The organism is Streptomyces lincolnensis (assembly GCF_001685355.1).
GTDB classification, from domain to species: domain Bacteria; phylum Actinomycetota; class Actinomycetes; order Streptomycetales; family Streptomycetaceae; genus Streptomyces; species Streptomyces lincolnensis.
In genome coordinates, this window is the sequence record NZ_CP016438.1 from 9,684,809 (window position 1) to 9,709,068 (window position 24,260).

The 24,260-nt window shown below is 70.3% G+C and carries 22 protein-coding genes; 15 read left to right on the forward strand and 7 right to left on the reverse strand.

The genetic code is table 11. The annotated features are described in order from the left end of the window. Positions 1-92: 92 nt before the first annotated feature. From SLINC_RS42785 to SLINC_RS42815, 7 genes are all read left to right on the forward strand, one after another. Positions 93-410 carry a putative quinol monooxygenase gene (locus SLINC_RS42785; protein ID WP_067443798.1) on the forward strand — a complete coding sequence of 106 codons (318 nt, stop codon included), beginning with the start codon at positions 93-95 and terminating at the stop codon, positions 408-410. Between the two features lie 99 nt (positions 411-509). Further along, positions 510-1,478 (forward strand): alpha/beta hydrolase, encoded by a 969-nt coding sequence (locus tag SLINC_RS42790; protein WP_067443799.1) that lies wholly within the window; start codon positions 510-512, stop codon positions 1,476-1,478. 66 nt (positions 1,479-1,544) lie between these two features. After that, complete coding sequence (locus SLINC_RS42795; protein ID WP_067443800.1) at positions 1,545-2,303, forward strand: SDR family NAD(P)-dependent oxidoreductase; 759 nt, start codon at positions 1,545-1,547, stop codon at positions 2,301-2,303. A 163-nt stretch (positions 2,304-2,466) separates the two neighbouring features. Continuing rightward, on the forward strand, positions 2,467-4,800 hold the full coding sequence (locus tag SLINC_RS42800; RefSeq protein ID WP_067443801.1) for a glycosyl hydrolase family 95 catalytic domain-containing protein: 2,334 nt from the start codon (positions 2,467-2,469) through the stop codon (positions 4,798-4,800). A gap of 24 nt (positions 4,801-4,824) precedes the next feature. Beyond that, on the forward strand, positions 4,825-6,717 hold the full coding sequence (locus SLINC_RS42805; RefSeq protein WP_067443802.1) for a glycoside hydrolase family 97 protein: 1,893 nt from the start codon (positions 4,825-4,827) through the stop codon (positions 6,715-6,717). A gap of 60 nt (positions 6,718-6,777) precedes the next feature. After that, positions 6,778-8,010 carry a glycoside hydrolase family 88 protein gene (locus tag SLINC_RS42810; RefSeq protein ID WP_107406759.1) on the forward strand — a complete coding sequence of 411 codons (1,233 nt, stop codon included), beginning with the start codon at positions 6,778-6,780 and terminating at the stop codon, positions 8,008-8,010. 91 nt (positions 8,011-8,101) lie between these two features. Then, positions 8,102-8,638 carry a 2'-5' RNA ligase family protein gene (locus SLINC_RS42815; protein WP_067443803.1) on the forward strand — a complete coding sequence of 179 codons (537 nt, stop codon included), beginning with the start codon at positions 8,102-8,104 and terminating at the stop codon, positions 8,636-8,638. Between the two features lie 15 nt (positions 8,639-8,653). Here the strand turns inward: SLINC_RS42815 and SLINC_RS42820 are convergent, their stop codons facing one another. Then, positions 8,654-9,928: an alginate lyase family protein gene (locus SLINC_RS42820; RefSeq protein ID WP_067443804.1), complete on the reverse strand. Its 1,275-nt coding sequence runs from the start codon at positions 9,926-9,928 to the stop codon at positions 8,654-8,656. Further along, a complete protein-coding gene (locus tag SLINC_RS42825) occupies positions 9,925-11,616 on the reverse strand; it encodes a glycosyl hydrolase family 28-related protein (RefSeq protein ID WP_067446445.1) in 1,692 nt (563 codons plus the stop codon). Before SLINC_RS42825 ends, SLINC_RS42820 begins: the two co-directional genes overlap by 4 nt. 299 nt (positions 11,617-11,915) lie before the next feature. Between SLINC_RS42825 and SLINC_RS42830 the strand changes: the two genes are divergently transcribed. From SLINC_RS42830 to SLINC_RS42850, 5 genes are all read left to right on the forward strand, one after another. Then, positions 11,916-13,001 carry an S-(hydroxymethyl)mycothiol dehydrogenase gene (locus tag SLINC_RS42830; RefSeq protein ID WP_067443805.1) on the forward strand — a complete coding sequence of 362 codons (1,086 nt, stop codon included), beginning with the start codon at positions 11,916-11,918 and terminating at the stop codon, positions 12,999-13,001. After that, on the forward strand, positions 12,998-13,633 hold the full coding sequence (locus SLINC_RS42835) for an MBL fold metallo-hydrolase (RefSeq protein ID WP_067443806.1): 636 nt from the start codon (positions 12,998-13,000) through the stop codon (positions 13,631-13,633). Before SLINC_RS42830 ends, SLINC_RS42835 begins: the two co-directional genes overlap by 4 nt. A 198-nt stretch (positions 13,634-13,831) precedes the next feature. Then, entirely contained in the window at positions 13,832-14,194 is a 363-nt protein-coding gene (locus SLINC_RS42840; protein ID WP_067443807.1) for a bifunctional 3-phenylpropionate/cinnamic acid dioxygenase ferredoxin subunit, read from the forward strand. Continuing rightward, positions 14,191-15,351: an NAD(P)/FAD-dependent oxidoreductase gene (locus tag SLINC_RS42845; RefSeq protein WP_079164999.1), complete on the forward strand. Its 1,161-nt coding sequence runs from the start codon at positions 14,191-14,193 to the stop codon at positions 15,349-15,351. The genes SLINC_RS42840 and SLINC_RS42845 overlap by 4 nt, the downstream gene beginning before the upstream one ends. Before the next feature lie 185 nt (positions 15,352-15,536). Further along, on the forward strand, positions 15,537-16,688 hold the full coding sequence (locus SLINC_RS42850; RefSeq protein ID WP_067443809.1) for an aromatic ring-hydroxylating oxygenase subunit alpha: 1,152 nt from the start codon (positions 15,537-15,539) through the stop codon (positions 16,686-16,688). 4 nt (positions 16,689-16,692) lie between these two features. Here SLINC_RS42850 and SLINC_RS42855 read toward each other — a convergent pair whose 3' ends face one another. The 5 genes from SLINC_RS42855 to SLINC_RS42875 all read right to left on the reverse strand — a co-directional run bounded on the left by SLINC_RS42855 (position 16,693) and on the right by SLINC_RS42875 (position 22,122). Then, positions 16,693-17,439, reverse strand: coding sequence for an IclR family transcriptional regulator (locus SLINC_RS42855; RefSeq protein ID WP_067443810.1), 747 nt, complete (start codon positions 17,437-17,439; stop codon positions 16,693-16,695). Positions 17,440-18,003: 564 nt separating this feature from the next. After that, positions 18,004-19,026, reverse strand: a complete 1,023-nt coding sequence (locus tag SLINC_RS42860; RefSeq protein ID WP_067443811.1) for a LacI family DNA-binding transcriptional regulator — start codon at positions 19,024-19,026, stop codon at positions 18,004-18,006. A gap of 77 nt (positions 19,027-19,103) precedes the next feature. Then, on the reverse strand, positions 19,104-19,940 hold the full coding sequence (locus SLINC_RS42865; RefSeq protein WP_067443812.1) for an ATP-binding cassette domain-containing protein: 837 nt from the start codon (positions 19,938-19,940) through the stop codon (positions 19,104-19,106). Further along, complete coding sequence (locus tag SLINC_RS42870) at positions 19,940-20,953, reverse strand: ABC transporter permease (protein ID WP_067443813.1); 1,014 nt, start codon at positions 20,951-20,953, stop codon at positions 19,940-19,942. Before SLINC_RS42870 ends, SLINC_RS42865 begins: the two co-directional genes overlap by 1 nt. Positions 20,954-21,105: 152 nt before the next feature. Beyond that, the gene (locus SLINC_RS42875; RefSeq protein ID WP_067443814.1) at positions 21,106-22,122 is read right to left on the reverse strand and encodes a sugar ABC transporter substrate-binding protein; all 1,017 of its coding nucleotides are present in this window, start codon (positions 22,120-22,122) and stop codon (positions 21,106-21,108) included. 266 nt (positions 22,123-22,388) lie between these two features. Here SLINC_RS42875 and SLINC_RS42880 point away from each other — a divergent pair, with 266 nt between their 5' ends. Genes SLINC_RS42880 through SLINC_RS42890 form a run of 3 tightly spaced genes read left to right on the forward strand, consistent with a single transcriptional unit; the run spans position 22,389 to position 24,226 of the window. After that, complete coding sequence (locus SLINC_RS42880) at positions 22,389-23,375, forward strand: carbohydrate kinase family protein (RefSeq protein ID WP_067443815.1); 987 nt, start codon at positions 22,389-22,391, stop codon at positions 23,373-23,375. Positions 23,376-23,389: 14 nt separating this feature from the next. Next, positions 23,390-23,689 carry a putative quinol monooxygenase gene (locus SLINC_RS42885; RefSeq protein ID WP_067443816.1) on the forward strand — a complete coding sequence of 100 codons (300 nt, stop codon included), beginning with the start codon at positions 23,390-23,392 and terminating at the stop codon, positions 23,687-23,689. Positions 23,690-23,734: 45 nt separating this feature from the next. Next, complete coding sequence (locus tag SLINC_RS42890; protein WP_211292774.1) at positions 23,735-24,226, forward strand: nucleotidyltransferase domain-containing protein; 492 nt, start codon at positions 23,735-23,737, stop codon at positions 24,224-24,226. Positions 24,227-24,260: the final 34 nt, after the last annotated feature.

Sequence of the window (24,260 nt, forward strand, 5' to 3'; positions counted from 1 at the left end):
TGCAAGTACGGGCGAGCATCGTTCTAACGTTTCCGCAGGTCATGCGGGTTGAATGGAATCACCACACTCCATCACCGCAGAAGAAGGCATCGATGATCGTCACATACGGCTTCAACGCCACCCTGACCGCCAAGCCCCACATGGGCGACCGGCTGGTCGACCTGCTGCTGACCGGCCTGAACGAGGGCAGCCCCGGCGCGAGCGAACACTGCGTCGTCTACCTGGTCTCCCGTTCCGCGTCCGCCCCCGATGTCGTCCACGTCACCGAGGGCTGGACCAGCGAGGAGGACCACCACCGGATCTTCGCCGGCGAGGCAGCCCAAGCCATCGTGGCGCAGGTCGACGGACTGCTGACCAAGGAGTCCGAGTACACCGACTACGTGCCGGTCCGCGGCAAGGCCGCCTTCTGACCCGCCGGCAGATCCCCTGGTGCGTCGTGCCGCCTCGGTCCCTGCCGAGCCGCCGTCCCCTCGCCCGACCGCCCGCACCACCCCACGAAAGGCAGCATCATGACCACGGCACGACCCGCTCTCGACCCCGAACTGCGTGAGCTCCTCGCCGACATGCCCCTCATGTCCCGGCTCGATCCGGACATGCTCGCGCACCTGCGCCGGCTCCCGGCGGCACCCATCGAGTCCCTTCTCGCCCACCGGCACGTCGACCGGCGCGAAGTCACCGTGCCCGCCCAGGACGGTGCCCCCATCCCCCTGTCGGTCCTCAGCCCCGCGCACACCGATCGCACCACCGCCGCACCCTGCGTCTTCTGGATGCACGGCGGCGGGATGGTGATGGGCGACCGCTTCTCGCAGATCGACATCCCGCTGGAGTGGCTCGACGAGTTCGGTGCGGTCGTCGTCTCGGTGGACTACCGGCTCGCACCCGAGGCGACCGGCACCGCCCTGGTCGACGACTGCTACCAGGGACTGCTCTGGGTCGCCGACCACTCCGCCGAACTGGGCATCGACCCCGCCCGGATCGTCGTCGCGGGCGCCAGCGCGGGCGGCGGCCTCGCCGCCGGAGTCACCCTGCTGGCCCGTGACCTCGGTACCCCGGCGATCGCCGCGCAGATGCTGATCGCCCCCATGCTCGACCACCGCAACGCCAGCACGTCCAGCCGCCAGTACTCCGGTGGGCCCGGCGTCTGGACCCGGGAGATGAACGAGTTCGGATGGCGCGCGGTCCTCGGCGACCTCACCGACGACGAGGTACCCGTGTACGCCTCACCCGCACGGGCCGACGACCTCGCGGGCCTGCCCACCACCTACATCGACACCGGCTCCGCCGAAGTCTTCCGCGACGAGGACGCCGCCTACGCCACCCGCATCTGGGCGGCCGGCGGCCAGGCCGAACTCCACGTCTGGGCGGGCGGCTTCCACGGATTCGACGTGCTGTACCCGCAGGCGCACATCTCGGCAACGGCCCGCCGGACCCGCACCGACTGGCTCACCCGCGTCCTGTCCCCGGGCTCCGCCGCATAAGACCCGCGGCTCACACACCACACCCACACCCACACCCACGCACAACCGCACACCAGGAGGAACACCATGAGGGTCGCCATCGTCACGGGCGCCAGCTCCGGCATCGGACGCAGCGCCGCGATCGAGATCGCCAAGCGTGGCACCGGAGTCATCCTGACCTACGGCAGCAACCCGCAAGGCGGCCTGGAGACGGCCGCCACCATCGAAAAGGAGGGCGGCACCGCCGTCGCGCTGCCGCTGGATGTCGGCGAGACCGGCACCTTCGCGGCATTCCGCGAGACGGTGGCCGGCGTGCTGCGCGACACCTGGCGGCGCGACACATTCGACTACCTGGTCAACAACGCCGGTTTCGCGCAGACGTCGTTGATCGAGGACACGACCGAGGAGGCGTTCGACAGGCTCATGCGGGTCCTGCTCAAGGGCCCGTACTTCCTGACGCAGCGGCTGCTGCCCTTGATGGCGGACGGCGGGGCCATCGTCAACACGAGCAGCAACTCGGCGGCGACGGCCGGCCTGGAGCCCGGCTACTCGGCCTACGCGTCGATGAAGGGCGGCCTGGACGTGCTGACCCGGTACATGGCCAAGGAATTCAGCACGCGGGGCATCCGCGTCAACGCCGTCTCGCCGGGGTCGACCCGCACCCGTATCGGCGACGACGCCTTCACCCGGTTTCCCGAGGTGGTCCCGGCCCTCGCCGCGAAGACCGCGCTCGGCCGGGTCGGCGAGCCCGACGACATCGGCGCGATGATCGCCACCCTGGTCTCCGACGAGAGCCGCTGGGTGACCGCTCAGAACATCGAGGTATCGGGCGGCTACAACCTCTAGGAGAAGATCACGGAAGGTCCCATGGTTCGTCGACCGTCACCCCATACATCGGATGAGTCATCTGGTCCTCTTCCCGTCAAGCCTGTTGACAGGTACACGGAGGGTGCCTAGGTTCCCCGATACACCCGATGTATTGAGGATCCGTCAGGTCTGGAGGACGATGATGACCTCTCAGTCGGAGAAGCACTCACCCCTGCCCAGGAGACACTTACTCGGCACCGCGCTGGCCGGTGCGACGGTCGCCGCACTGCCCGGAACGGCCGGCGCCGAGGAGCACGCGCCGCCGGCAGCGGCCGGTGACGGCAGCGCGGCGGCCGAAGGCGGCAGACGCCCCTGGAAACTGCGCGACACGATGCGCGCCGAGGATGCCTGGGCCCGATTCCTGCGAGGCCAGGACCTGTTGTGGACCCGGCTGCCCACCCGCTGGTACGAGGGACCGTTCCTCGGCGACGGGCTGCTGGGCAGCATGATCTACCAGGATGCGGACGCCGGCCGGATCCGCTTCACCGTCCAGCACGGCCGAGTCCAGGACCACCGCCCCGAGTTCGGCAGCGGCTGGGGCACCGCCCGCCTCCCGGTCGGACATCTCACGCTGGAACCGGCCGGCACGATCACCGCCGTCGACTGGCGGCTGAGCCTGTGGAACGCCGAACTCACCGGCACCATCACCACCACCGCCGGCACCCTGACCCTCGCCGCCCTCATCCACGACGAAGTCCTGGCCGTCCGCGTGAGGGCCCACGGCGGCGAACGGGCCACCTGGACCTTCCACCCCGAAGAGGCGATCAGCCCCCGCAGTCTCAGCGAGGCCCCGCCCGCCGGCTACACCCCCAACCCGCCCTGGACCACCAGGACCACCGCCGACGGCACCGAGGTGGTGCTCCAGCCCCTCACCGGCGGCGGCCGGACCGCCACCGCCCACCGACGCGAAGGCGACGACCTGCTGCTCAGCGTCGGCCACAGCTTCCCCTCCGACACCGCCGAGGCCGCCGCCCTGGGCAACCTGCGGCGCGGGACCTCGTACACCGCTCTCAGGCGGCGGCACACCCGCTGGTGGCACGCCTTCTACCCCAAGAGCTTCGTCTCCTTCCCCGACCAGCGGCTCCAGAGCTTCCACTGGATCCAGCTCTACAAGGTCGCCTCCGCCAGCCGCGCGGGCGGCCCGGTCATGGCCACCTCCGGACCCTGGCTGGAACCCACGCCCTGGCCCGCGGTGTGGTGGAACCTCAACGTCCAGCTGGAGTACTGGCTCATCCACGGCTCCAACCACCTCGAACTCGACTCCCTCGCCACCACCGTGCGGCAGAACCAGGAACAACTCGTCGCCAACGTCCCCGCCGCCTACCGCGCGGACAGCGCCGGCGTCGGCCGCAGCTCCGACATGTTCGCCACCCGGAGCGTGGGCCGGCCCGGCACCGGCGCCGAGACCGGCGACCTCACCTGGGCACTGCACAACGTCTGGCTGTCCTACCGGCACTCCATGGACGAGTCCCTGCTGCGCGACACGGTCTTCCCCGTCCTGCGCCGGGCGATCAGCTACTACCTGCACTTCCTCACCCCGGGCAGCGACGGCAGACTCCACCTGCCGAGCACGCTCTCGCCCGAGTACCCCGTCGTGCCGCCCCAGGACACCACCTACGACCTGGCCCTGATCCGCTGGGGCTGCCAGACACTCATCGACTCCGCCGAACTGCTCGGCATCGACGACGAGTTGATCCCGCGCTGGCAGGAGGTGCTGGCCAGACTCACGCCGTACCCGGTCGACGTCAACGGCTTCATGATCGGCGCCGACACCCCGTACGCGCAGTCCCACCGGCACTACTCGCATCTGCTGATGGTGTACCCGCTCTACCTCGTCACCTGGGACCAGCCCGAGAACCGTGAACTGATCTCCAGGTCGGTGGCCCACTGGCAGGCGCTGAACAGCGCCCACCGGGGCTACAGCTACACCGGGGCCGCCTCGATGTACGCGATGACCGGCGACGGCGACACCGCGCTCACCTGTCTGCGGAAGTTCTTCGACCCCACCACCCGCTACCCCTGCCGCCCCAACACCCACTACACCGAGGCCGGTCCGGTCATCGAGACCCCGCTGTCCGCCTCGCAGTCGCTGCACGACATGTTCTGCCAGAGCTGGGGCGGTGTGATCCGCATCTTCCCGGGCGTGCCGTCCGCCTGGGCCGACGTCACCCTGCACGACTTCCGCACCCAGGGCGCCTTCCTGGTCACCGCCGTCCGCACGGCCGGGGCCACCCGGTTCATCCGGATCAGAAGCCTGGCGGGCGAACCGCTCAAGCTCCGCCACGGCCTCACCGGCAGCCTCACCGTCCTGCTGGACGACGGCACCCCCGCCCGCACCCACGACCTCGGCGACGGCACGCTCGCCATCGACCTGCCCAAGGGCCGCGAGGTGCTCGTCCACTCCGGCGCCCGCCCCGACCTCGTCGTCGCGCCCGCCGCCGTCGTGGAACCGGGCCCGGCCTGGGGACTGCCGTAAAGCCACACACCTCGGAGGGTTCACATGGCTGTTCCGATCAGAACCGCGGTCGCCGGGCTCTGCGCCGGGCTGGTCGCCACGCTCCTCATCACCGGTCCGGCACAGGCCGAGCCGCCGCACGATCAAGTCTGGGCCGTCTCCACGTCGGCCCACACGCCCCGCGCACGGATATCCCTGGACGACACCACCGGCACGCTGAGCCTCGCGGTGTCCCGGGACGGCCGTACGGTCATCGAGCCGTCGCCCGTCGGGATCGTCACCGAACAGGCGGACCTGTCCAAGGAGTTGCGCTTCCTGCACCGCAAGGACCGCCGGATAGAGGAGCGTTACCGCACCAAGTCCGGCAAACGGCTGGACCGCACGGTCCGGATGAACGAGACCCGGCTGTCGTTCGCCACCACCGCGGGCGCCCGCCTCGACCTCGTGGTCCGCGCCTCCGCCGACGGCGTCGCCTACCACTACGTCCTTCCCGCCGGCCACGGCGACGTCCTGGGCGAGACCTCCGCGTTCACCCTGCCGCCCGACGCGAGCGCCTGGCTGAGCACCTACCGCCCCGACAACGAAGGGCAGTTCGTCCAGTACACCGCCGCGACCGCACCCACCGGCGCGTACTCCCCCCAGGCACTGTTCGCGACCGACGGCGGCTACACCCTGCTCGCCGAGTCCGACCTCACCGGCGCGTACTCCGGTGCCCGGCTCACCCACGACCAGGGCACCGGCACCTACCGCGTCAAGCTCGCCGACGACCGGGTCCGCACCGACGGCTCGCTCAGCACCCCCTGGCGGGCCATGGTCACCGGCGACCTCGCCACCGTCACCCGGTCCACGTTCACCGACGACCTCGCCCCCGCCTCCAAGGTCCGCGACACCTCCTGGATCCGGCCCGGCACGGTGCTGTGGACCTGGCTCGCCGGCGGTCGCGAAGCGGGCCAGAGCCTCGCGGCGCAGAAGGCCTATGTCGACTACGCCGCCGAACGGGGCTGGCCCTACGAGGCCGTCGACGCGGGCTGGTACTTCAAGCCCGACGAGTGGGACACCACCGACCCGAACTGGCAGACCAACAGCTGGATGCCGGAACTGGTCGAGCACGCCCGCGCCAAGGGCGTCGGCATCATCGTCTGGATCCACCAACGCGAACTGGACACCCCCGCCGAACGTGCCCAGTGGCTGCCCACCCTGGAGCGCTGGGGCGTCAAGGGAGTCAAGATCGACTTCATGGACTCCGAGGCACAGTCCATGCTCCAGTGGTACGACGCCATCCTCAAGGAGACCGCCGCCCACCACCTCCTGGTCGACTTCCACGGCTCCACGATCCCCAAGGGCATGCAACGCACCTGGCCCCAGGTCATGACCCTGGAGGGCGTCGCCGGCGAGGAGAAGCGCACCAACACCGCCGCCCACCTCACCGCGCTGCCCTTCACCCGCAACGTCATCGGCTCCATGGACTTCACCCCCGGCGCCTTCCAGCGCGTCGGCCTGCGCCCCAACTCCGACGCGGCCGAGACCGGACTCGCGGTCACCTACGAGTCGGGCCTCCAGATGTACGCCGGCACGCCCGAGTCGTACGACGCCCGCCCCCTCGCCCGCGCCTTCTACGACCAGCTCCCCGCCGCCTGGGACGACACCCGCCTCCTCGCCGGACGCCCCGGGCAGGAAGCCGTCCTCGCCCGCCGCAGCGGTGACCGGTGGTTCCTGGGCGGGGTCTACGCCGGCGCCGCCCGCACGGCCGACGTGCCGCTGACCGTCGGGCCGGGGAAGTGGCTGGTGGAGACGATCAAGGACGGTACCGGTGGCCTCGTCCAGGACCGGCAGGTCCTGCGCGGCGGCGACACCCTGCGCGTCGATGTCGTCGCGGGCGGCGGCTTCGCCGGCATCGCCTGCCCCTGGCGCCCGGGCCTCAGCACCTGCCACCGCTGAACGGCTCGACCGCTCCCACGGCCAACTCCTCTCTCCCGTAGTCCAGTTGGAGGAACACGCATGAGTGTGTCCCGGCGTACCGTCCTCACCACGGCGGCCGCTGCCGCCGCGACCGGCGCCATCCCGACACCGTCCGCGAGCGCGGCCGACGGCCGGACACCGGTCCCGGCCCCGACGCTGCGTACCCTTCGCGCGGCGGCCGACCACGCCGTGGCGAAGGTCCGTACGGTCGCACCGAGCGTGACCGCCTTCCCGGTCGGGACGAAGTTCGAGAAGTGGGCCTACTCGCAGAACGGCGACTGGGTGGGCGGCTTCTGGCCGGGAACGCTGTGGATGGCGTGGCTCCACAGCGAGGACGACGCCTTCCGCACCTGGGCGATCGCCTCGGCGGAGAAACTCGCCCCCCGTCAGCACGACACCGGCACGCACGACCTCGGATTCCTCTTCTACCCGTCCTGGGTCACCGCCTGGCGGCTGACGGGCGACGACACCTGGCGCACAGGTGCCCTGCGGGCGGCCGACTCCCTGATCCGGCGCTACAACCCGCGCGGCCGCTTCCTGCGGGCGTGGGGTGCGCTGAACGATCCGAGGAACGCGGGCCGCGTCATCATCGACACGATGATGAACCTCGACCTGCTGGCCTTCGCGAGCCGGCAGAGCGGCGACCCGACGTATCTGGACATCGCCGTGGAACACGCGCGCACGACCCGGCGGGTGTTCCCACGCCCCGACGGATCGACCCCGCACGTGTTCGACTTCGACCCGGACAGCGGCGCGCCGATCGGCCCGAACACCGTGCAGGGCTACAGCCCCACGTCGTGCTGGTCGCGCGGCCAGTCGTGGGGTGTGTACGGCTTCACCACGATGTACCGGCGCACCGGCGACCCCGAGCTCCTGGCCACCGCCCGCCACCTCGCGGACTTCGCGGTGGGCGCCCTCACCCCGGACCACGTACCGGTGTGGGACTACCGCGCACCCCAGCAGCCGTACGACATCAAGGACGCCTCGGCCGGCGCGATCCTGGCCTGCGGGCTGCTCGACCTGGCCGCGGTCACCGGAAGACGCGCGTACCGCGAGACGGCGCTGCGGCTGCTCACCGCCCTGTCCGAGACCTGCCTGACGAGGAACTCGGCCCGGGCGGAGGCGGCCGTGGCCCGCTGCACCCGCAACCGCCCGGCGGAGGACGGTATCGAGATCTCCCTCCCGTACGCCGACTACTACCTGCTCGAAGGCATCCTGCGGGTCCTGCGGCCGCGGGACGTCGACCGGGCGATCGACCTGTCCACGGTCTGACGTTCCCCGCGGCCCGCCACCGGCCCGTCGTCCCGGAGCGGCGGCGATTCCGGATCGCCGCCGACCGGGCCCCACTGGTAGAACAGGAGTGATGGAGGACAACAATTCCCACGGGTTCCACGCCGGGCAGTCGGGACTGGTCGTCAGGGTCCCGGAGGCGGAACCCGCCGTGCGCGCCTGGCGTGAACGGCTCGATCCCTCGGCCCGCGCCGGTGTACCGGCCCACGTCACGGTGCTTTTTCCCTTCCTCGATGCCGACCGGATCGACCAGGACGTCCACGACACCCTGGGCGAGGTGTTCGGCCGGCACCCGTCCTTCGAGGTCCGCTTCGAACGCTGCGGCCGCTTCCCCGGACTGCTGTATCTCGTCCCCGACCCGGACACCCCTTTCCGCGACCTCACCGAAGCGGTCGTCGAGCGGTGGCCGGACACCCCTCCCTACGGCGGGAAGTACGGTGACGCCGTCCCGCACCTGACCGTCGCCCAGGACCTCGACGAAGCGGCCGTGGAGCGGGCCGAGGCCGACCTGCTCAGCCGTCTCCCCGTCGGCACACGGGTCTCGGCGGTCGACCTGGTGGTCCACGACGGAACACGGTGGCGGCTGCGGGCGTCCTTCGCGTTGCGATGACCACCGGGCCCCGGATCATCCCGTGATGGAGTCCAACTGCTCCGCAGCCGGACGCAGGGCCCACAGGTCGCCGCCGGGCGGTTCCTCCAGTGCCGGAACGGCCCGTCGCGCCCGCGCGTCTCCCGCGTCGGCCGCCGCGTGGACGATGTCCGTCGCCGCATACCGGTGGAATGCGAGCTCCGGATGCGGCCAGGCGGCGGCCCCCGTCGCGGCGGGCAGCAGATAGTCCACCGCCTTGAACAGGCTCTGCCCGTCCGGGCCCCGGTACCTCCACAGATCCACGCCGACGTGCCGGCCGATCGCCGCGAGCCGGGTGTAGGCGACCAGGTCGAAGGTGGAGTAGTGCCAGCTCCTGGTCCGGGTCAGCTCCTGGGGCTGGCTGCCGTCGGCGGCGATCTGCGGTGCGATGCGCCTGCTCCCGGCCGCGAGCACGGTGCGGCGGGCCAGGTCCCTGTCGCCCGTCGCGTGGGCGAGTCCGGCGAGCTGCATGTCGTAGAAGGTGCCGTGGTTGTTGGTGGCGGCGGCCTCCTGCCTGCCGAAGTCGCTGGTGACGAGCCAGTCGAGGAAGTCGCTGTTCCACCGCGCCATGGCGGTGCGGTCCCCTCCGGTCCAGCCAGGGGCGCCGGTCTCCAGGAGGGCGATCGCGTCGAGGACGCCGGTGTACGACTGCGAGAAGTCGATGATGCCGATGGCGCGGCCCTCGTACTTGCAGGGGATGAACTGGGCGTGGTTCAGATGCGGGTTCATCCGCGTGGCCGGGGCCAGGAACCAGGTGCGCAGGACCTGCCCGGCCTTCTCGGCGTACCGCCGCTCGCCGGTGTAGTACCAGGCGAGGGAGAGGTCGTAGGCGGAGTCGAAGGTCTTCTCGACGTCCTGACGGTCGGTGCCGGAGTCGACCTCGGGATTGCGCTCGCCGTCGCGCTGCACGTACGGGCAGCCCCAGGGGTTGTCGGGGGCCGGGCTCTTCGAGGGCCACCAGTAGGGGGCCTGGCTGAGGTAGTCGTGGGGGTCGCCGCTGGGGGCGGGCCTCGGCTTGTCGACGACCGTCCAGGGGCCCTGATCAAGCCACCGGTCGGCGCGGGCCGTCAACTTCCCCACGGCTCGGCGCAGTCGGGGATCGCCGCGCTCCAGACGGGCCTTCGTCCGGTGCAGACGGTCGCCGTCCAGGACGGTGGTGTGCGGGATGCGGGGCGCCGGCCGGTCCGCCGGCGCCGAGGCGGCGGGGACGGCGGCGGTGGCGAACACGGCCAGGGCCGCCAGGAACACGCCGAGGCCGGAGAGGGTGCTCATGAGGCACGTCCGTCCAAGTACGTGAACGCGTGGCGCTGGGCGTCGTACAGGTTCCGCGGCCGTACCGCGTCCGGCCTGCCGTACAGCTCCAGGCGGGTGTGCAGATCGCCCGTGAAATCGGGGACGTCGATCTGGTCGAACTCCCGGACCTCGTCGATGCCGACGGTCGCGGAGTACGGCGCCAGCCCGTCGATCCTGACCAGGCCCGCCCGGCCGTTGGTGACGCGGATGTTCCAGTGCGTGAACCGGGCGCCGAACAGCGGGCCGGCGCCGGCGTCGCCGCCGTGGCGGCCGGTGTTGTTGACGGTGATGTCCGTGCGGACGTTGGCGAAGGGCAGACCGCGATGGCTGTCGAAGGTGCCCATCCGCATGGTGCCGCGCGACCAGACGTTGTACGAGGACAGGCCCTCGACGTTGATGCCGTGCAGTTGGGTGTTCGGGGGAGCGGGGCTGGTGCGCTCCTCGACGGTGAAGTCCTCGACGAGGTTGTCGTGCGACCCCTCCCGGCAGAAATAGGGGTGGTGCGAGCCGCGGCCCGCCACGCGGGTCCGGCGCAGCGTGCACGCGGAGGCGGCCACGAGGCCGAAGCCGTTGTCGACGTGGCGGACGGTCACGTCGTCGACCCAGCAGTCGTAGGCGCACTGGAGGACGACGCCGTTGTGTCCCTTGTCCAGCAGGTGTGGCTGCTGCGGGGTCTCGGGCGCCTCCAGGGTCAGGCCCTCGACACCGGCGCTCGTCAACTCCGGTACGTGGGTGGTCAGTCGGGGATCCCATTCCGGGCGCAGGTCGAGCGGGAGGGGGCGTTCGAGGGTGACGTTCCGGCCGCGGACCCCGGTGATGCGGACGGGCCATTCGTAGGGGACGTACGAGGTCAGTTTCGTCTTGTCGTCCCAGACGTAGGCGGCCGGTCCCGGGCCGTCGCCGCACATGTGCTGGAGGAGGGTGTGGTCGGCGTCGTCGGTGAGCCGCAGCAGGACCAGGGCGCCCGTGCGCAGCGATGAGGCGTCGGCGACCCGCACCGTCCAGGAGCCCTGTCGCGCCGGGGCGAGCGGTGTGAGCGTCCGCCACTGGTCGCGCCGGTTGCCCGTCCAGCCCTCGAAGGGCCAGGCCTTCGCCCTGATCGCGGCGACGAGCGAGGTCCAACGGGCCTCGGGGGCCAGCCAGATGAGACCGCCCGCCCACGACCAGCCTGACTTGTCGCCGCCGTAGCGGGAGCCGTACGCGCCGATCAGTTCGGTGAGGTTCCGCGTCGCGTACAGCGTCGTACGGCCGCTGCCGGCGCCCCTGAGGACCACGTTCGAGTGGCCCACGCGGATCACGTCGTCGATGCGGAACGTGCCCGGCGGGAGGGTGACCGTACCGCCTCCGGCCCGGCCGGCGGCGGCGAGGGCGCGGTTGATGGCGGGAGCGGAGTCGGTTCTGCCGTCTGCCACGGCGCCGAAGTCGCGTACGTCGGCGAAGACCCGGGGGCGGGACAGGCGGGTGGCTCCGCCGCGGCAGCCGGCTCGGCCGATGTACGGGATCTGCGGGTGAGTGAACGGGGTGCGGTTGAACTCCCGCCACAGGAGCGGGACGTCGGCCCTCGCGGCAACCGGGCCGACCGCCGCCGCGGAACCGGCGCCCGCCACCACGGCGACAGCGCTGCCCAGCAAGGTTCGCCTGGTCACGGTCCCGACAGTCATGCTCATGTCATTCCGGTGCGCGACGGCACCGGTGCGCGCGTCTCTCATGCCCGTACGCCCTTCCATGGGTGAGTCATGGATATGAACGACGTTCAGGTGTGCGTTGACGGGTGAGCATGCCACGGCCCTCCGGAGCATGAAAGAGGTTGTGCGGGTTTTGTTGGTTCGGACCATTGTGGCGGGAGGCTCGCGTGTCTCGCAGGCTCCTTGACCGCCGGTCGGCACTCCATGATGCTGAGTTGCGACAGGTGAGGTGTGTGCCGTAATAGGCAACATCCAAGTCCCGTACCAGCCGAGGAGTGACCATGTCGCACCAGGTCCGTGCTGTCGTCGCGCGAGGGAAGGGCGCCCCCGTCGGTCTCGAAACGATCGTCGTGCCCGATCCGGGCCCGGGCGAGGCGCTGGTGAAGATCGAGGCATGCGGGGTCTGCCACACCGACCTGCACTACCGCGAGGGCGGCATCGGTGACGACTTCCCCTTCCTCCTGGGCCACGAGGCCGCCGGTGTCGTGGAGGCGGTGGGGCAGGGGGTGAGCGATGTCGCCCCCGGTGACTTCGTGATCCTCAACTGGCGTGCCGTGTGCGGCCAGTGCCGGGCCTGCCTCCGGGGCCGCCCCTGGTACTGCTTCGCCACGCACAATGCCACGCAGAAGATGACTCTGCTGGACGGTACGGAGCTGTCGCCGGCGCTGGGGATCGGTGCGTTCGCGGAGAAGACGCTGGTCGCGGCCGGGCAGTGCACCAAGGTCGATCCGACGGTCGCTCCGCAGGTGGCGGGCCTGCTCGGCTGCGGGGTGATGGCCGGGATCGGGGCCGCGATCAACACCGGCAATGTCGGGCGGGGGGACACGGTCGCGGTCATCGGCTGCGGCGGCGTCGGTGCGGCGGCGATCGTCGGGTCGCACCTGGCCGGAGCGGCGAAGGTCATCGCCGTGGACATCGACACCCGCAAACTCGACACCGCCGAGAAACTGGGCGCCACCCACACGGTCAACTCGCGCCAGACCGATCCGGTCGAGGCGATCCGCGAGCTGACCGGCGGTTTCGGTGCCGATGTGGTCATCGAGGCGGTGGGCCGTCCGGAGACGTACAAGCAGGCCTTCTACGCCCGCGACCTGGCCGGCACGGTCGTCCTGGTCGGTGTGCCGACTCCGGAGATGAAGCTCGAACTGCCGCTGCTGGACGTCTTCGGCCGCGGTGGAGCGCTGAAGTCCTCCTGGTACGGCGACTGCCTGCCCTCCCGCGACTTCCCCATGCTCATCGACCTCTATCTCCAGGGCCGGCTGAATCTGGACGTCTTCGTCTCGGAGACCATCGCGCTGGACGAGGTCGAGAAGGCCTTCGAGCGCATGCACCACGGCGATGTGCTGCGCTCGGTGGTGGTCCTGTGACGGCCGGCGCCCGGATCGGGCATCTGGTCACCTCCGGTCAGTTCAGTCTCGACGGCGGCACCTGGGACGTCGACAACAACGTCTGGATCGTCGGCGACGACCACGAGGCGATCGTCATCGACGCCGCCCACGACGCCGACGCCATCGCCGAGGCCGTCGGCGACCGCCGGCTCACGGCCATCATCTGCACCCACGCCCACAACGACCACATCGACGCCGCCCCCGCACTCGCCGCACGCACCGGCGCCCCGATCCTGCTCCACGGCGACGATCTGCCCCTGTGGAAGCAGACCCACCCCGACCGGATGCCCGACGGCGAGCTGGCCGACGGCCAGGTAGTTACGGTGGCCGGCATCGAGCTGACCGTCCTGCACACCCCCGGCCACGCTCCCGGCGCGGTGTGCCTGCACGCCCCGGCCCTGACGGCTCTGTTCAGTGGAGACACGCTCTTCGCCGGCGGCCCGGGGGCCACGGGACGGTCGTACAGCGACTTCCCGACCATCGTCGCCTCCATCCGGGACCGTCTGCTGACGCTGCCGGGCGAGACCGTCGTCCACACCGGGCACGGGGAGACGACCACCGTCTCCGCGGAGGCTCCGCAGCTCGGGGAATGGGTCGACCGAGGCTACTGAGGACGGCCCGAGGGGGTGCTTCGCGTGGCGCCCGGGCCGCCTGTTTGCGCAGGTGGTTCGGGCGCTTCGTGCTGCCTGGAGGGCAGGCGGACGACCGCTCGGAACCGGACCTTGTGACGCCTTGACAACGCTTCGGAGCCGCCCTCAGACTGGCGTTGCGCTTACCGCAATCCGTTCCGCTATACGCACCGAGGTGTCATGATGATTCCCGCGTGCCGTCTCTCGGATCTCCCGCGAGGCGAGGCCTACCGGCTCGACATCGATCCGCCGGTCTCGGTGTTCCACACCGACGACGGCGAGATCTTCGCCATCGACGACACCTGCACCCACCAGGACGCCTCGCTCGCCGACGGCTGGCTGGAGGGCTGCGAGGTGGAATGCCCGCTGCATTCCTCGAAGTTCGACCTGAGGACCGGAGCGGTCGACGCCCCGCCGGCCAAGCTCCCCGTGCGCACGCACGAGGTGCTGGTCGAGGACGGCACGATCTACGTCCGGCTGTCCACGGACGCCCCCAACCTGCCGCCGTGCATCGCGGCCCGGCTCGCCGGGGGAGTCACGTGAGGACGGTGGCCGTGGTGGGAGCCTCGCTGGCCGGACTGTCGGCGGCGCGCTCACTGCGGAAACGGGGCTACGACGGGCGGCTCGTCGTCATCGGGGACGAGCCGCACCGCCCGTACGACAGGCCCCCGTTGTCCAAGGAGTTCCTCGCCGGCACCATCGGCGAAGGGGACCTCGCGCTGGAGACGGACGACGAGGACCTGCGCGCGGAGTGGCTGCTCGGCAGCCGCGCCACCGGCTTCGACCGCGCGGCCCGTGCCGTCCGCCTCGCCGACGGCCGGGAGGTCCGCGCCGACGGCTTCGTCCTCGCGACCGGCGCCGCGGCACGCATCCTGCCCGGCGCCGACGGCCTGGCAGGCGTGCACACCCTGCGCACCCTGGACGACGCCCGCGCCCTGCGGGACGAACTCGCCCTCGGCGGCCGGCTGGTGGTGATCGGCGGCGGGTTCATCGGAGCCGAGGTCGCCTCCACCGCCTACGCGCTCGGACTCGACGTGACGGTGATCGAGGTGGCCCCGACACCGCTGGCCGCCTCGCTCGGCCCGACCATGGGCTCCATCGTCTCCGGCCTCCATACCGACCACGGCGTACGACTGCGGTGCGGTGTGGGTGTCAAGGGGCTGAGCGGCGAGCACCGGGTGGACGCCGTCCTGCTGGAGGACGGCAGCACCGTCCCCGCCGACATCGTGGTCGTCGGGGTCGGCGCGCGCCCGTGCGTCGAGTGGCTGGAAGGATCCGGCATCGCGCTCGACGACGGGGTCGTGTGCGGTGCGGACGGCCGGACCAGCCTCGGCGGGGTGGTCGCCGTCGGCGACTGCGCCAACTGGTACGACCCGCGCGCGGGCCGGCATCGCCGTGTCGAGCACTGGACCGGCGCGCGGGAGCGGCCCGACGCGGCCGTCGCGGCCCTGCTGTCCTGGGGCGAGTCGGAACCGGGCGTGCCCAAGCCGCCGTACTTCTGGTCGGACCAGTACGGCGTGAAGATCCAGTTCGCCGGCCACGCGGCCCGCGCCGACAGCGTGACGGTCGAGGAAGGCAGCCCGGACGAGCGCAACGTCCTGGCCGTCTACCGGCGTGCCGGCCGCCCGGTCGCCGTGCTCGGGATGAACCAGCCCCGGCTGTTCACCCGCTGGCGCAAGCACCTCGCCGTCGCGGCCTGAGCCGTCGCCGAGTCCTCGATTACCGGGGCAGTCCCAGCTGCCGTGACCGCCCCACACCGCTCATCAGTGCTTCCACGCCCTGGCCGTCCCGTGGCCCCCCGGCGTCGCTCCACCCACAACGCCGTCCGGAGTCGCTCTTCCCGGCGCGTGAATACCCCGCCACGACGTTCCCCGAGGAGTGCACCGTGACCTCGACCAGCCTGCCGGACAGCCTGATCGCCACCCTCCCCGGCGTCTCCTACACCGACCCCGGGATCTTCGCCCAGGAGCAGGAGCGCATCTTCGAGACCATGTGGTTCTGCGTCGCCCGCGCGGCCGACCTGGCCACACCGGGCGCCTTCCGGACCGTCGACGTGGGCCGCGAGAGCATCCTGGTCACCCGCGCCCGCGACCAGTCGATCCGCGCCTACTTCAACGTCTGCCGGCACCGCGGCGCCAGGCTGTGCACCGAGGAGTCCGGCGAGGTCAAGCGTGCCTTCCAATGCCCGTACCACGCCTGGACGTACGACCTGAACGGCAAACTCGTCGCCGCCCCCAACCTCACCAAGATGCCCGACGTCGGCCGCACCGAGTACGGCCTGGTGAGCGTGGCCACCCGCGAATGGCTCGGCTACGTCTGGGTCTGCCTGGCCGAGAACCCGCCCCCCTTCGAGGAGGAGGTGATCGGTGACGTCGTCGGCCGCCTGGGGGACGTCGAGTCGATCGAGCGCTACGACATCGACCGCCTCTCGGTCGGACGGCGGATCGTCTACGACGTCAGGGCGAACTGGAAGCTCATCATCGAGAACTTCATGGAGTGCTACCACTGCGCCACCATCCACCCCGAACTGACGGAGGTGCTGCCGGAGTTCGCCGACGGATACGCGGCACAGTTCTACGTCGGCCACGGCGCCGAGTTCGGCGAGGAGGTCCAGGGATTCACCGTGGACGGCTCCGAGGGACTGGACCGCATACCCGGTGTCTCACAGGAGCAGGACCGCCGTTACTACGCGATCACCGTCCGGCCGCAGGTCTTCATCAACCTCGTGCCCGACCACGTGATCTTCCACCGCATGTACCCGCTGGCCGTCGACCGCACCGTCGTCGAGTGCGACTGGCTCTACCTCCCGCACGTCGTCGACGGCGGCAAGGACGTCAGCCGGTCCGTGGAACTCTTCGACCGGGTCAACCGGCAGGACTTCGAGGCCTGCGAGCGCACCCAGCCCGGCATGAGTTCCCGCCTCTACGCCAAGGGAGGCGTCCTGGTGCCCAGCGAGCACCACATCGGTGCCTTCCACGACTGGGTCACCGAGCGTCTGGGCGCTCGTCCGCAGCAGGAGCGGCACATGGGCGTGTAGGCATTCAGCCCAGGTAGCCCATCCGGTGGCTGATCTCGTCCGCGCCCTTGCGCAGCACCGGGGCGAGTTCGTGCAGGCGCTCCTCGGTGAGCCGGTACGAGGGGCCGGATGCGCTGAGCGCCGCGACGACGTCGCCTTCCCGGTTGCGAATCGGGGCGGCCATGGCGTGCAGCCCGAGCTCCAACTCCTCCCGGGCCCAGGCGTAGCCGTGCTCCCGGGCCTCGGCGAGGTTCTTCTCCAGCTTCGCCCGCGCGGTGATGGTGTGCGGGGTGACCTTCTTCAGACCGGCCTCGGAGAGCAGCGTGGCGCGGTCCTTCGCGGGCAGGTGGGCCAGCAGGATCTTGCCGCTGGAGGTGGCGTGCAACGGGGTCAGCTGGCCGACCCAGTTCTGCGCCGTGATGGCACCCGGGCCGCGTACCTGGTAGAGGTTGACCGCGTAGTGCTCCTGAAGGACGGCGATGTTGACCGTCTCGCCGATCTCCTCGGCCAGCCCTTCGCACACCGGGCGGCCCTGCTGGGTGATGTCGATGCGCCCGGTCACCGCACCGGCCAGACGCACGATGCCGAACCCCAGCCGGTACTTGCCGCGCTCGCCCGCCTGCTCCACCAGCCCCCGCGCCTCCAGCGCGCCGAGGAGCCGGAAAGCGGTGGATTTGTGAACATCGATCTCGGCCGCCACCTCGCTGACGCCCGCCTCGCCTCGCTGGGCCAGGATCTCCATGACGCTGATGGCACGGTCGACCGACTGCACTCCGCCGGCCTGTGACGTGGACGCTTCTGAGTCAGGACTGTAGTTGCTCACAGCGAAACTATACGCGCAGTACGGTACAACCTGTTTACGGTTGCGACGCTGACCTGGACTTTTTATCTGGTAGGGGATATGGCGCGGGTCTGCGTGCTTACCGCCTCCACCTGCGACTTCCCGGAAGTTCTCGCGAAAGTGTGCGCGTGTTGTGCGAGGGGTGGGGACCTTCGGTGGTGGGGCCGGTGGGGGCGTGACCGGGGAGGGGGCGGATGCCGCCACTGGTCGGCGCGGGGCGGACGCGGGTCTGCTGAAGTCATCGGACCCTTGAAGGCGCCGGGTGCGGGGTGTCTTGTGGGCCGCCTTCCTGTCCGGAATCGCTGTCTCGCTGGACGGGCGAGGTGCGGGCGGACGAAGGGCAAGGGGTAGTCCGGGAGGATGCCGACCCGTTGCATCGCCCCTGCGGTCGGGCCGCTTGCAGTCGGCTGGCCCCGAGGAGTCACGCGCCTGGGCCGTCCGAGCAGGGCGCGGCACGGCCGGGGCTCCGGCCGGTCGCCGGAAAGGGGAAGCCGCCTACGGCTTGGGCGCGCGTTGCTCTCCCGAGCCCCGGACGATCAGCCGGGTGGGCACGGTGATGGTGCGAGCCCGGGAGCGGTCGCCGTCGAGGCGGGCCAGGGCGGTGGCCGCGGCGCTGCGGCCGAGTTCTTCGGGGTCCTGCGCGACGACGGTCAGGGCCGGTTCGAGTGTCTCCGCGAGTGAGACGTCGTCGAAGGCGACGACTGCTACGTCTTTACGCTTGCTGCGGGCGAGTTGGGCGACGATGCCGAGGGCCATGATGTTGTTTCCGGCGAACAGGGCGGTGGGGGCATCGGCCAGTGCGAGGAGTTGGGCGGTCGCGGCCTCGGCGCCTGGCTGGTCGTGGCTGTTGGCGACGAGCGCGCGGTCGTAGGGGATGTCGGCTTCCTGCAGGGCCGCGCGGTATCCGGCGAGACGTTCGCGGCGGGTGTAGAGCTTGGTGGGGAGGTCGCCGACGAATCCGATACGGCGGTGTCCGTGGGCGATGAGGTGGGCGACGCCTTCTTGGGCTCCGGCACGGTTGGAGCTGACGATGCTGTCCGTGGGCAGGCCGACTCCCGGTCGGTCGAGGAAAACGATGGGAAGCCCCGCCGTACGGTGGGACTTGAGGTGGGAGTGGGCGGCGCCGACGGACGGCACGACGATGAGGATGCTGACGCGACGGGCGAGGAACTTGTCCGTCAGGGCGCGTTCGCGGTCGGGGTCGTCCGCGGACGAGCCCATGAGGAGGGTCAGTCCGCGTTCGCGGACGGTGTCCTCGATGGCGCGGGCCACGGCTCCGAAGAAGGGGTTGGCGAGGTCGGGGATGACCAGTCCGATGGTGGTGTCCGGACCGCCGACGCGGATGTTGCGAGCCATGAGGTTCGGCTGGAAGCCCAGCTTGGCCACCGCGGCGAGTACCTGTTCCCGCGTCTGCGCCGAGGCGGGTCCGTCCTCGTTGAGGACACGGGAGACTGTCTTGGCGCTGACGCCGACTTCTCGTGCGACATCGGCAAGGGTGGGGCGGCGGCTCGCTGCCATGGAGGAAACCGTCTCCTGAGTGCTCTCGGGTTCCGGCCGCGGCCTCGGCCGGAACGTGCGAGAGCGGGGTTGAGCTGTCAGGTGGCCTGGACTCCGGCGGCTTTCGCCGCCGCGGAATCCGCTACGACAGTATCTCCGGCCGCGTCGACGGTGAGGGCGCCGGTCATGATGGCGACGACCTCGGCCATGGAGTAGTCGGAGGGCTTGATCACGGCGGCGCGCCGGCCCAGCCGGTGGACGTGGATCCGGTCGGCGATCTCGAAGACATGGGGCATGTTGTGGCTGATCAGGACGACCGGCATGCCCTTGTCGCGGACGCGGCGGATGAGGTCGAGGACCTGTCCGGACTCCTTGACGCCGAGGGCGGCGGTGGGTTCGTCCATGACGACGACGCTGCGGGCCCAGGCGACGGCGCGGGCGACCGCGACGGCCTGCCGCTGTCCGCCGGAGAGGGTCTCGACCGACTGGGTCAGCGAGCGCAGCCCGATCTTCAGGTCGGCCATGTGCTCGGCGGCCTCCTGGCGCATGCGCTTCTTGTCGAGCATGCGGAGGGCGCTGCCGAGGATGCCCGGGCGGCGCAGCTCGCGGCCCAGAAACATGTTCGAGGCGATGTCCATGGAAGCTGCCACGGCCAGGTCCTGATAGACCGTCTCGATGCCGTGAGCGCGTGCGCTCTGAGGGCCGGAGAACTGGATCGGCTTGCCATTGAGGCGGATCTCGCCCTCGTCCGGTACCACCGCGCCGGTGAGGGCCTTGATGAGGCTGGTCTTGCCGGCGCCGTTGTCACCGATGACGGCGAGGACCTCGCCGGGCAGCAGGTCGAAGTCGGCGCCGTCGATGGCGGTGACGTGACCGTAGCGCTTGACCAGACCACGGGCCTGCAGGACAGGAGTGGGGGAGGAGGTGGCGCTCATCAACGGGCCTTCTTCCGGGAGATCTGGTCGACGGTCACCGCGAGGATCACCAGGACTCCGGTGATGAGGGTCTGGTAGATGGAGGCGACGCCCATCAGCTGCAGGCCGTTGCGGAAGACTCCGACGATGAGGACGCCGATGAACGTGCCCAGGACCGATCCGCGTCCGCCGAAGAGGCTGGTGCCGCCGAGGACCACGGCGGTGATGCTGTCCAGGTTGTCGGTCTGCCCGGCCTGCGGGTCGCCGACGCCGGTGCGGGAGATGAGCAGCAGGGCGGCGATGCCGTAGAGGATGCCGGCCACGGTGTAGACGCCGATGGTCAGCCGGGAGGTCCGGATGCCGTTCAGCCGGGCCGCTTCCGGGCTGTTGCCCAGGGCGTAGACGTGCCGGCCCCAGCCGGTGCTGCTCAACGCGTAGGCGAGGAGGAGGAACAGGGCGATGGTGACCAGCGAGCCGTAGGTGATGTCGGTCTTGCCGAGCGGGAAGGTCTGCCCGAGAGCCGTCAGCGGGCCGGGCAGGTTGGTGACCGTCTGCTCCTCGGAGTAGATGTGCGTCAGCGCGAACGCCACGTTGAGCATGCCGAGGGTGACGATGAACGGCGGCAGCGGGATCTTCTGCACCAACGCGCCGTTGAGCATGCCGAAGCCGCCGCAGACGACAAGGCCCAGCGCGATCGCGGCGAGCGGGGGCAGGGAGCCCTCGGCGGCCATTTTGGCGATCATGATGCTGCCGAACGCCATCACCGCTCCGCACGACAGGTCGATGCCCGCCGTGAGGATGATCAGGGTCTGGCCGATGGCGAGGGTGCCGACGACCATGACCTGCTGCACGATCAGCGAGAAGTTCCCGCCGGTGAGGAACTGGTCGCTAGAGAAGGAGAAGAAGGCACAGGCCAGGAGGAGGGCGACCAGCGGGCCGGTGGTCGGTTGCGTGAGCAGTCTGCGGACCGGGGTCGGTGCTTTGAGCTCCGAGTAGGGCGTGGACGTGGAGGGTGGCGTGGACGTGGCAGTCATGCGAGGTCCTTGTCGGAAGACACAAGTCCATGTCAGGACTGGTCAGTCGTTGTCGGACGGCAGGAGGGCGAGGGGCGGCCGTCCCCGGTCGGGGAGGAGGGGCCGGCCGCCCCGCTGAGGGGTGTCGAACGGCGGCAGCCGGGGGCGGCGGCTCAGCCCCAGCAGTTCTCCAGGCCGTAGGCGGTGTCCTTGGACGTGACGCCGTCCTGTGCCTTGTCGGTGATCAGGGTGACGCCGGTGTCGGTGTAACCCGACGCCTTCTTGCCGTCCTTGGCGTAGGTCACGACGGCCTTGACGCCCTCGGCGGCCATCTTGAGCGGGTACTGCTGCGAGGTCGCGGCGATCTTGCCGTCCTTGACCGCCTGGGTGCCCGTGCAGCCGCCGTCGACGGAGACGATCAGGACGTCCTTCTCCCGGCCCTTGGCCTTCAGCGCGGTGTACGCGCCCAGCGCGGCCGGTTCGTTGATCGTGTAGACGACGTTGATGCCGGGTTCCTTCTGGAGGCAGTTCTCCATCGCCGTCTGGCCCTTGGACTGGTCGCCGCCGGTGTCCTGAGCACAGGCGACGTCCTTGTCGGTGGCGCCGAAGCCCTTGAGGAATCCGCTGTGCCGCTGGACGCCGACGGAGACGCCCGGCGCGAGGTCGAGGGCGGCTATCTTGGCGGCCTTGCCCTTCATCGCGGCCTTGGCGTACTCGCCGATCAGCTCGCCCGCCTTGACGTTGTCGGTGGCGAAGAGAGCGTCGACGGCGCTCTGCGGCTCGGTCGGGGTGTCGAGTGCGATGACCAGGACGCCCTTGGCGCGGGCCTTCTCGAGCGCGGGCACGATCGCCTTCGAGTCACTGGGGGTGATCAGAATGCCCTTGACGCCGGAGGCGACCATGTTCTCGATGGCGGTGACCTGACCGGCGTTGTCTCCGTCGAACTTGCCGGCCGCGGTCATGAGCTTGACGCCTTCGGCCTTCGCGGTCTTTTCCGCGCCTTCCTTCATCTTGACGAAGAACGGGTTGGTGTCGGTCTTGGTGATGAGGCCGACCTTGACCTCGCCCGAACCGGTGCTCGTGCTGCCCGATCCGGATCCGGATCCACAGGCGGTCAGGGCGAGCGCTGCGGCACCCGTGCACGCGGCGGCTCTGAGCAAGGAGGAGGGCAGACGAGAGATGCGTGACATGAACGACTCCAGCGGGATGTCGGGCGGGTGGCCGGCAGCGGGGCATGCCGTCCAGCGATGTCAACGATGACCTATGTCATCGTTGACACTGCCTGGCGAGGATGATGGACTCCGTTCCCCGGCAACGTCAATGCCTTGCACTCGTCACAAATCGGCAACGCCCCTCGGCGGTCGCCCGCCCGAGACCGTTCTCCGGCATGCCCGGGTCATGCCCGTTTCCGCTCCGCGCGTTCCAAGAAGGCGCGTTTCCAAGAGGAGAGCAGCCCATGAGCCCGCGCCAGATCACCGTCCTGGGGGAGTGTGTCGCTGACGCGTTCACCGAACCCGCGTGTGCCCGGAACGAACTCGCCCTGCGCGTGCTGCCGGGCGGCGGACCCGCCAACACGGCGGTGGCCCTGGCCAGGCTCGGCACTCCGGCCCGCTTCCTCGCACGGCTGTCCGGTGACGTGTTCGGCCGCCTCTTCCGGGCCCACCTTGCGGCATCGGGCGTGGACCTCTCGCGCGCCGTCGAGGCCGCCGAGCCCAGCACGCTCGCCGTGGCCGAGCTGGACGCCCATGGGCAGGCCACGTTCTCCTTCCACGCCCAGGCCACCGCCGACTGGCAGTGGACCAGTGCGGAACTGGCCGCGGTGGACCTGACCGACACCGCTTGCGTCCACACCGGGTCACTGGCCCTGGTCAAGGAACCCGGGGCGGGCGTGGTGGAGGACTTCCTGGCAGCGGCCGCTCCCCGGGCCACCATCAGCATCGACCCCAACGTCCGCCCCCTCCTGGTACGTCCCGAGGTCTACCGTGCCCGGCTGGCACACTGGTGCGGCCTCGCCGATGTGCTGCGGCTGAGCGAGGACGATCTGGAACTCCTCCTGCCCGGAACACCGCCGGAGCAGGCGTGCGACACCTGGCATGCGGCGGGCGCGCGACTCGTCGTGATCACACGCGGCGCCGACGGCGCGCTGGCCTCACTCGACGGGGAACGGGTGCAGGTGCCGGCGGTGGCGACACCGGTCGTCGACACGGTCGGTGCGGGGGACTCCTTCACCGCCGGACTGCTGCACCACCTCGACACCCGCGGACTCCTCGGCGGCAGGCTGACGGACCTGCGTCTCGACGATGTCGAGGCAGCCTGCCTGTTCGCCACCCAGGTCGCGGCCCTGACCTGCTCCGTCGCCGGCCCGAACCCGCCGTGGCACGACCAGTTGGCGCCGTTCCCGACGGACGAGGCCGTCGTCCGGCACCTCGACTCAACCCACTGAAAGGACAGGAAACCATGACGAAAACCCTGCTCGCCGAGTTCACCGCCCGAGAGGGAACAGAGGACGAGGTCGCTCGCCTGATCCGGGACTACGCCCTGAAAGTGCGCGAAGAAGAAGGAAACCTGGCCTTCGACGTCTACACCAAGGAGACCAACCCGCGCGCCTACTGGATCTTCGAGGTCTACCGGGACGAGGACGCCTTCAAGGCACACCTGAACGCCCCGTACGGCGCCCCTTTCAACGCCGTCCTCATCCCACTGATCGAGGAGGACGCCTCTGTACTGACGTTCCTCGAGGAGATTGACCGCACATAAATCCACTCGCCCGCCCACGTGGTCACGGCTAACGTGCGCAAGGTGATGACGGCCGACGATGTGTTGTCCATCCTTGCAGTGCTGCGGAACGCGGACGTCGACATCTGGATCGGTGGCGGCTGGGGCATCGACGCCCTGGTCGGCGAGCGAACCCGCCTGCACCGCGACCTGGACCTGATGCACCGGGAGGACCAGGAACCGGACGTCGTGGCGGCTCTCGCGGACGCCGGCTTCGTCGAGACCCTCGACTGGCGCCCCGTACGGTTCGTCGTCACCGATCCTCATGACCGGGAGATCGATCTTCACCCGCTGGTCTTTGCCGCGGACGGATCCGCCGTGCAGGCGTCACCCGACGCGGAGCACCCGTTCGCCTATCCCGCCTCATGTTTCGTCACTGGCACGATTCTTGGGGCCACCGTCCCGTGCCTGTCGCCCGAGCAGCAGGTCTATTTCCACCAGGGCTATGAACCTGCTGATCACGACCGTCACGACATGGCCCGGCTCCGGGAGACCTTCGGGATCACCAGCCACTTCTGAGCCCGCGCGCCGGAAGCCGCTCCTGGGCGACCGG

What these genes read in the sequence shown, in the direction of transcription:
- SLINC_RS42865 (WP_067443812.1), bottom strand. Translation starts at nt 19,940, where the DNA reads ATGAGCGCCACCTCCTCCCCCACTCCTGTCCTGCAGGCCCGTGGTCTG.
- SLINC_RS42875 (WP_067443814.1), bottom strand. Translation starts at nt 22,122, where the DNA reads ATGTCACGCATCTCTCGTCTGCCCTCCTCCTTGCTCAGAGCCGCCGCG.
- SLINC_RS42815 (WP_067443803.1), top strand. Translation starts at nt 8,102, where the DNA reads ATGGAGGACAACAATTCCCACGGGTTCCACGCCGGGCAGTCGGGACTG.
- SLINC_RS42825 (WP_067446445.1), bottom strand. Translation starts at nt 11,616, where the DNA reads ATGAGCATGACTGTCGGGACCGTGACCAGGCGAACCTTGCTGGGCAGC.
- SLINC_RS42885 (WP_067443816.1), top strand. Translation starts at nt 23,390, where the DNA reads ATGACGAAAACCCTGCTCGCCGAGTTCACCGCCCGAGAGGGAACAGAG.
- SLINC_RS42805 (WP_067443802.1), top strand. Translation starts at nt 4,825, where the DNA reads ATGGCTGTTCCGATCAGAACCGCGGTCGCCGGGCTCTGCGCCGGGCTG.
- SLINC_RS42795 (WP_067443800.1), top strand. Translation starts at nt 1,545, where the DNA reads ATGAGGGTCGCCATCGTCACGGGCGCCAGCTCCGGCATCGGACGCAGC.
- SLINC_RS42790 (WP_067443799.1), top strand. Translation starts at nt 510, where the DNA reads ATGACCACGGCACGACCCGCTCTCGACCCCGAACTGCGTGAGCTCCTC.
- SLINC_RS42860 (WP_067443811.1), bottom strand. Translation starts at nt 19,026, where the DNA reads ATGGCAGCGAGCCGCCGCCCCACCCTTGCCGATGTCGCACGAGAAGTC.
- SLINC_RS42880 (WP_067443815.1), top strand. Translation starts at nt 22,389, where the DNA reads ATGAGCCCGCGCCAGATCACCGTCCTGGGGGAGTGTGTCGCTGACGCG.
- SLINC_RS42800 (WP_067443801.1), top strand. Translation starts at nt 2,467, where the DNA reads ATGACCTCTCAGTCGGAGAAGCACTCACCCCTGCCCAGGAGACACTTA.
- SLINC_RS42810 (WP_107406759.1), top strand. Translation starts at nt 6,778, where the DNA reads ATGAGTGTGTCCCGGCGTACCGTCCTCACCACGGCGGCCGCTGCCGCC.
- SLINC_RS42785 (WP_067443798.1), top strand. Translation starts at nt 93, where the DNA reads ATGATCGTCACATACGGCTTCAACGCCACCCTGACCGCCAAGCCCCAC.
- SLINC_RS42830 (WP_067443805.1), top strand. Translation starts at nt 11,916, where the DNA reads ATGTCGCACCAGGTCCGTGCTGTCGTCGCGCGAGGGAAGGGCGCCCCC.
- SLINC_RS42840 (WP_067443807.1), top strand. Translation starts at nt 13,832, where the DNA reads ATGATGATTCCCGCGTGCCGTCTCTCGGATCTCCCGCGAGGCGAGGCC.
- SLINC_RS42820 (WP_067443804.1), bottom strand. Translation starts at nt 9,928, where the DNA reads ATGAGCACCCTCTCCGGCCTCGGCGTGTTCCTGGCGGCCCTGGCCGTG.
- SLINC_RS42870 (WP_067443813.1), bottom strand. Translation starts at nt 20,953, where the DNA reads ATGACTGCCACGTCCACGCCACCCTCCACGTCCACGCCCTACTCGGAG.
- SLINC_RS42890 (WP_211292774.1), top strand. Translation starts at nt 23,735, where the DNA reads ATGACGGCCGACGATGTGTTGTCCATCCTTGCAGTGCTGCGGAACGCG.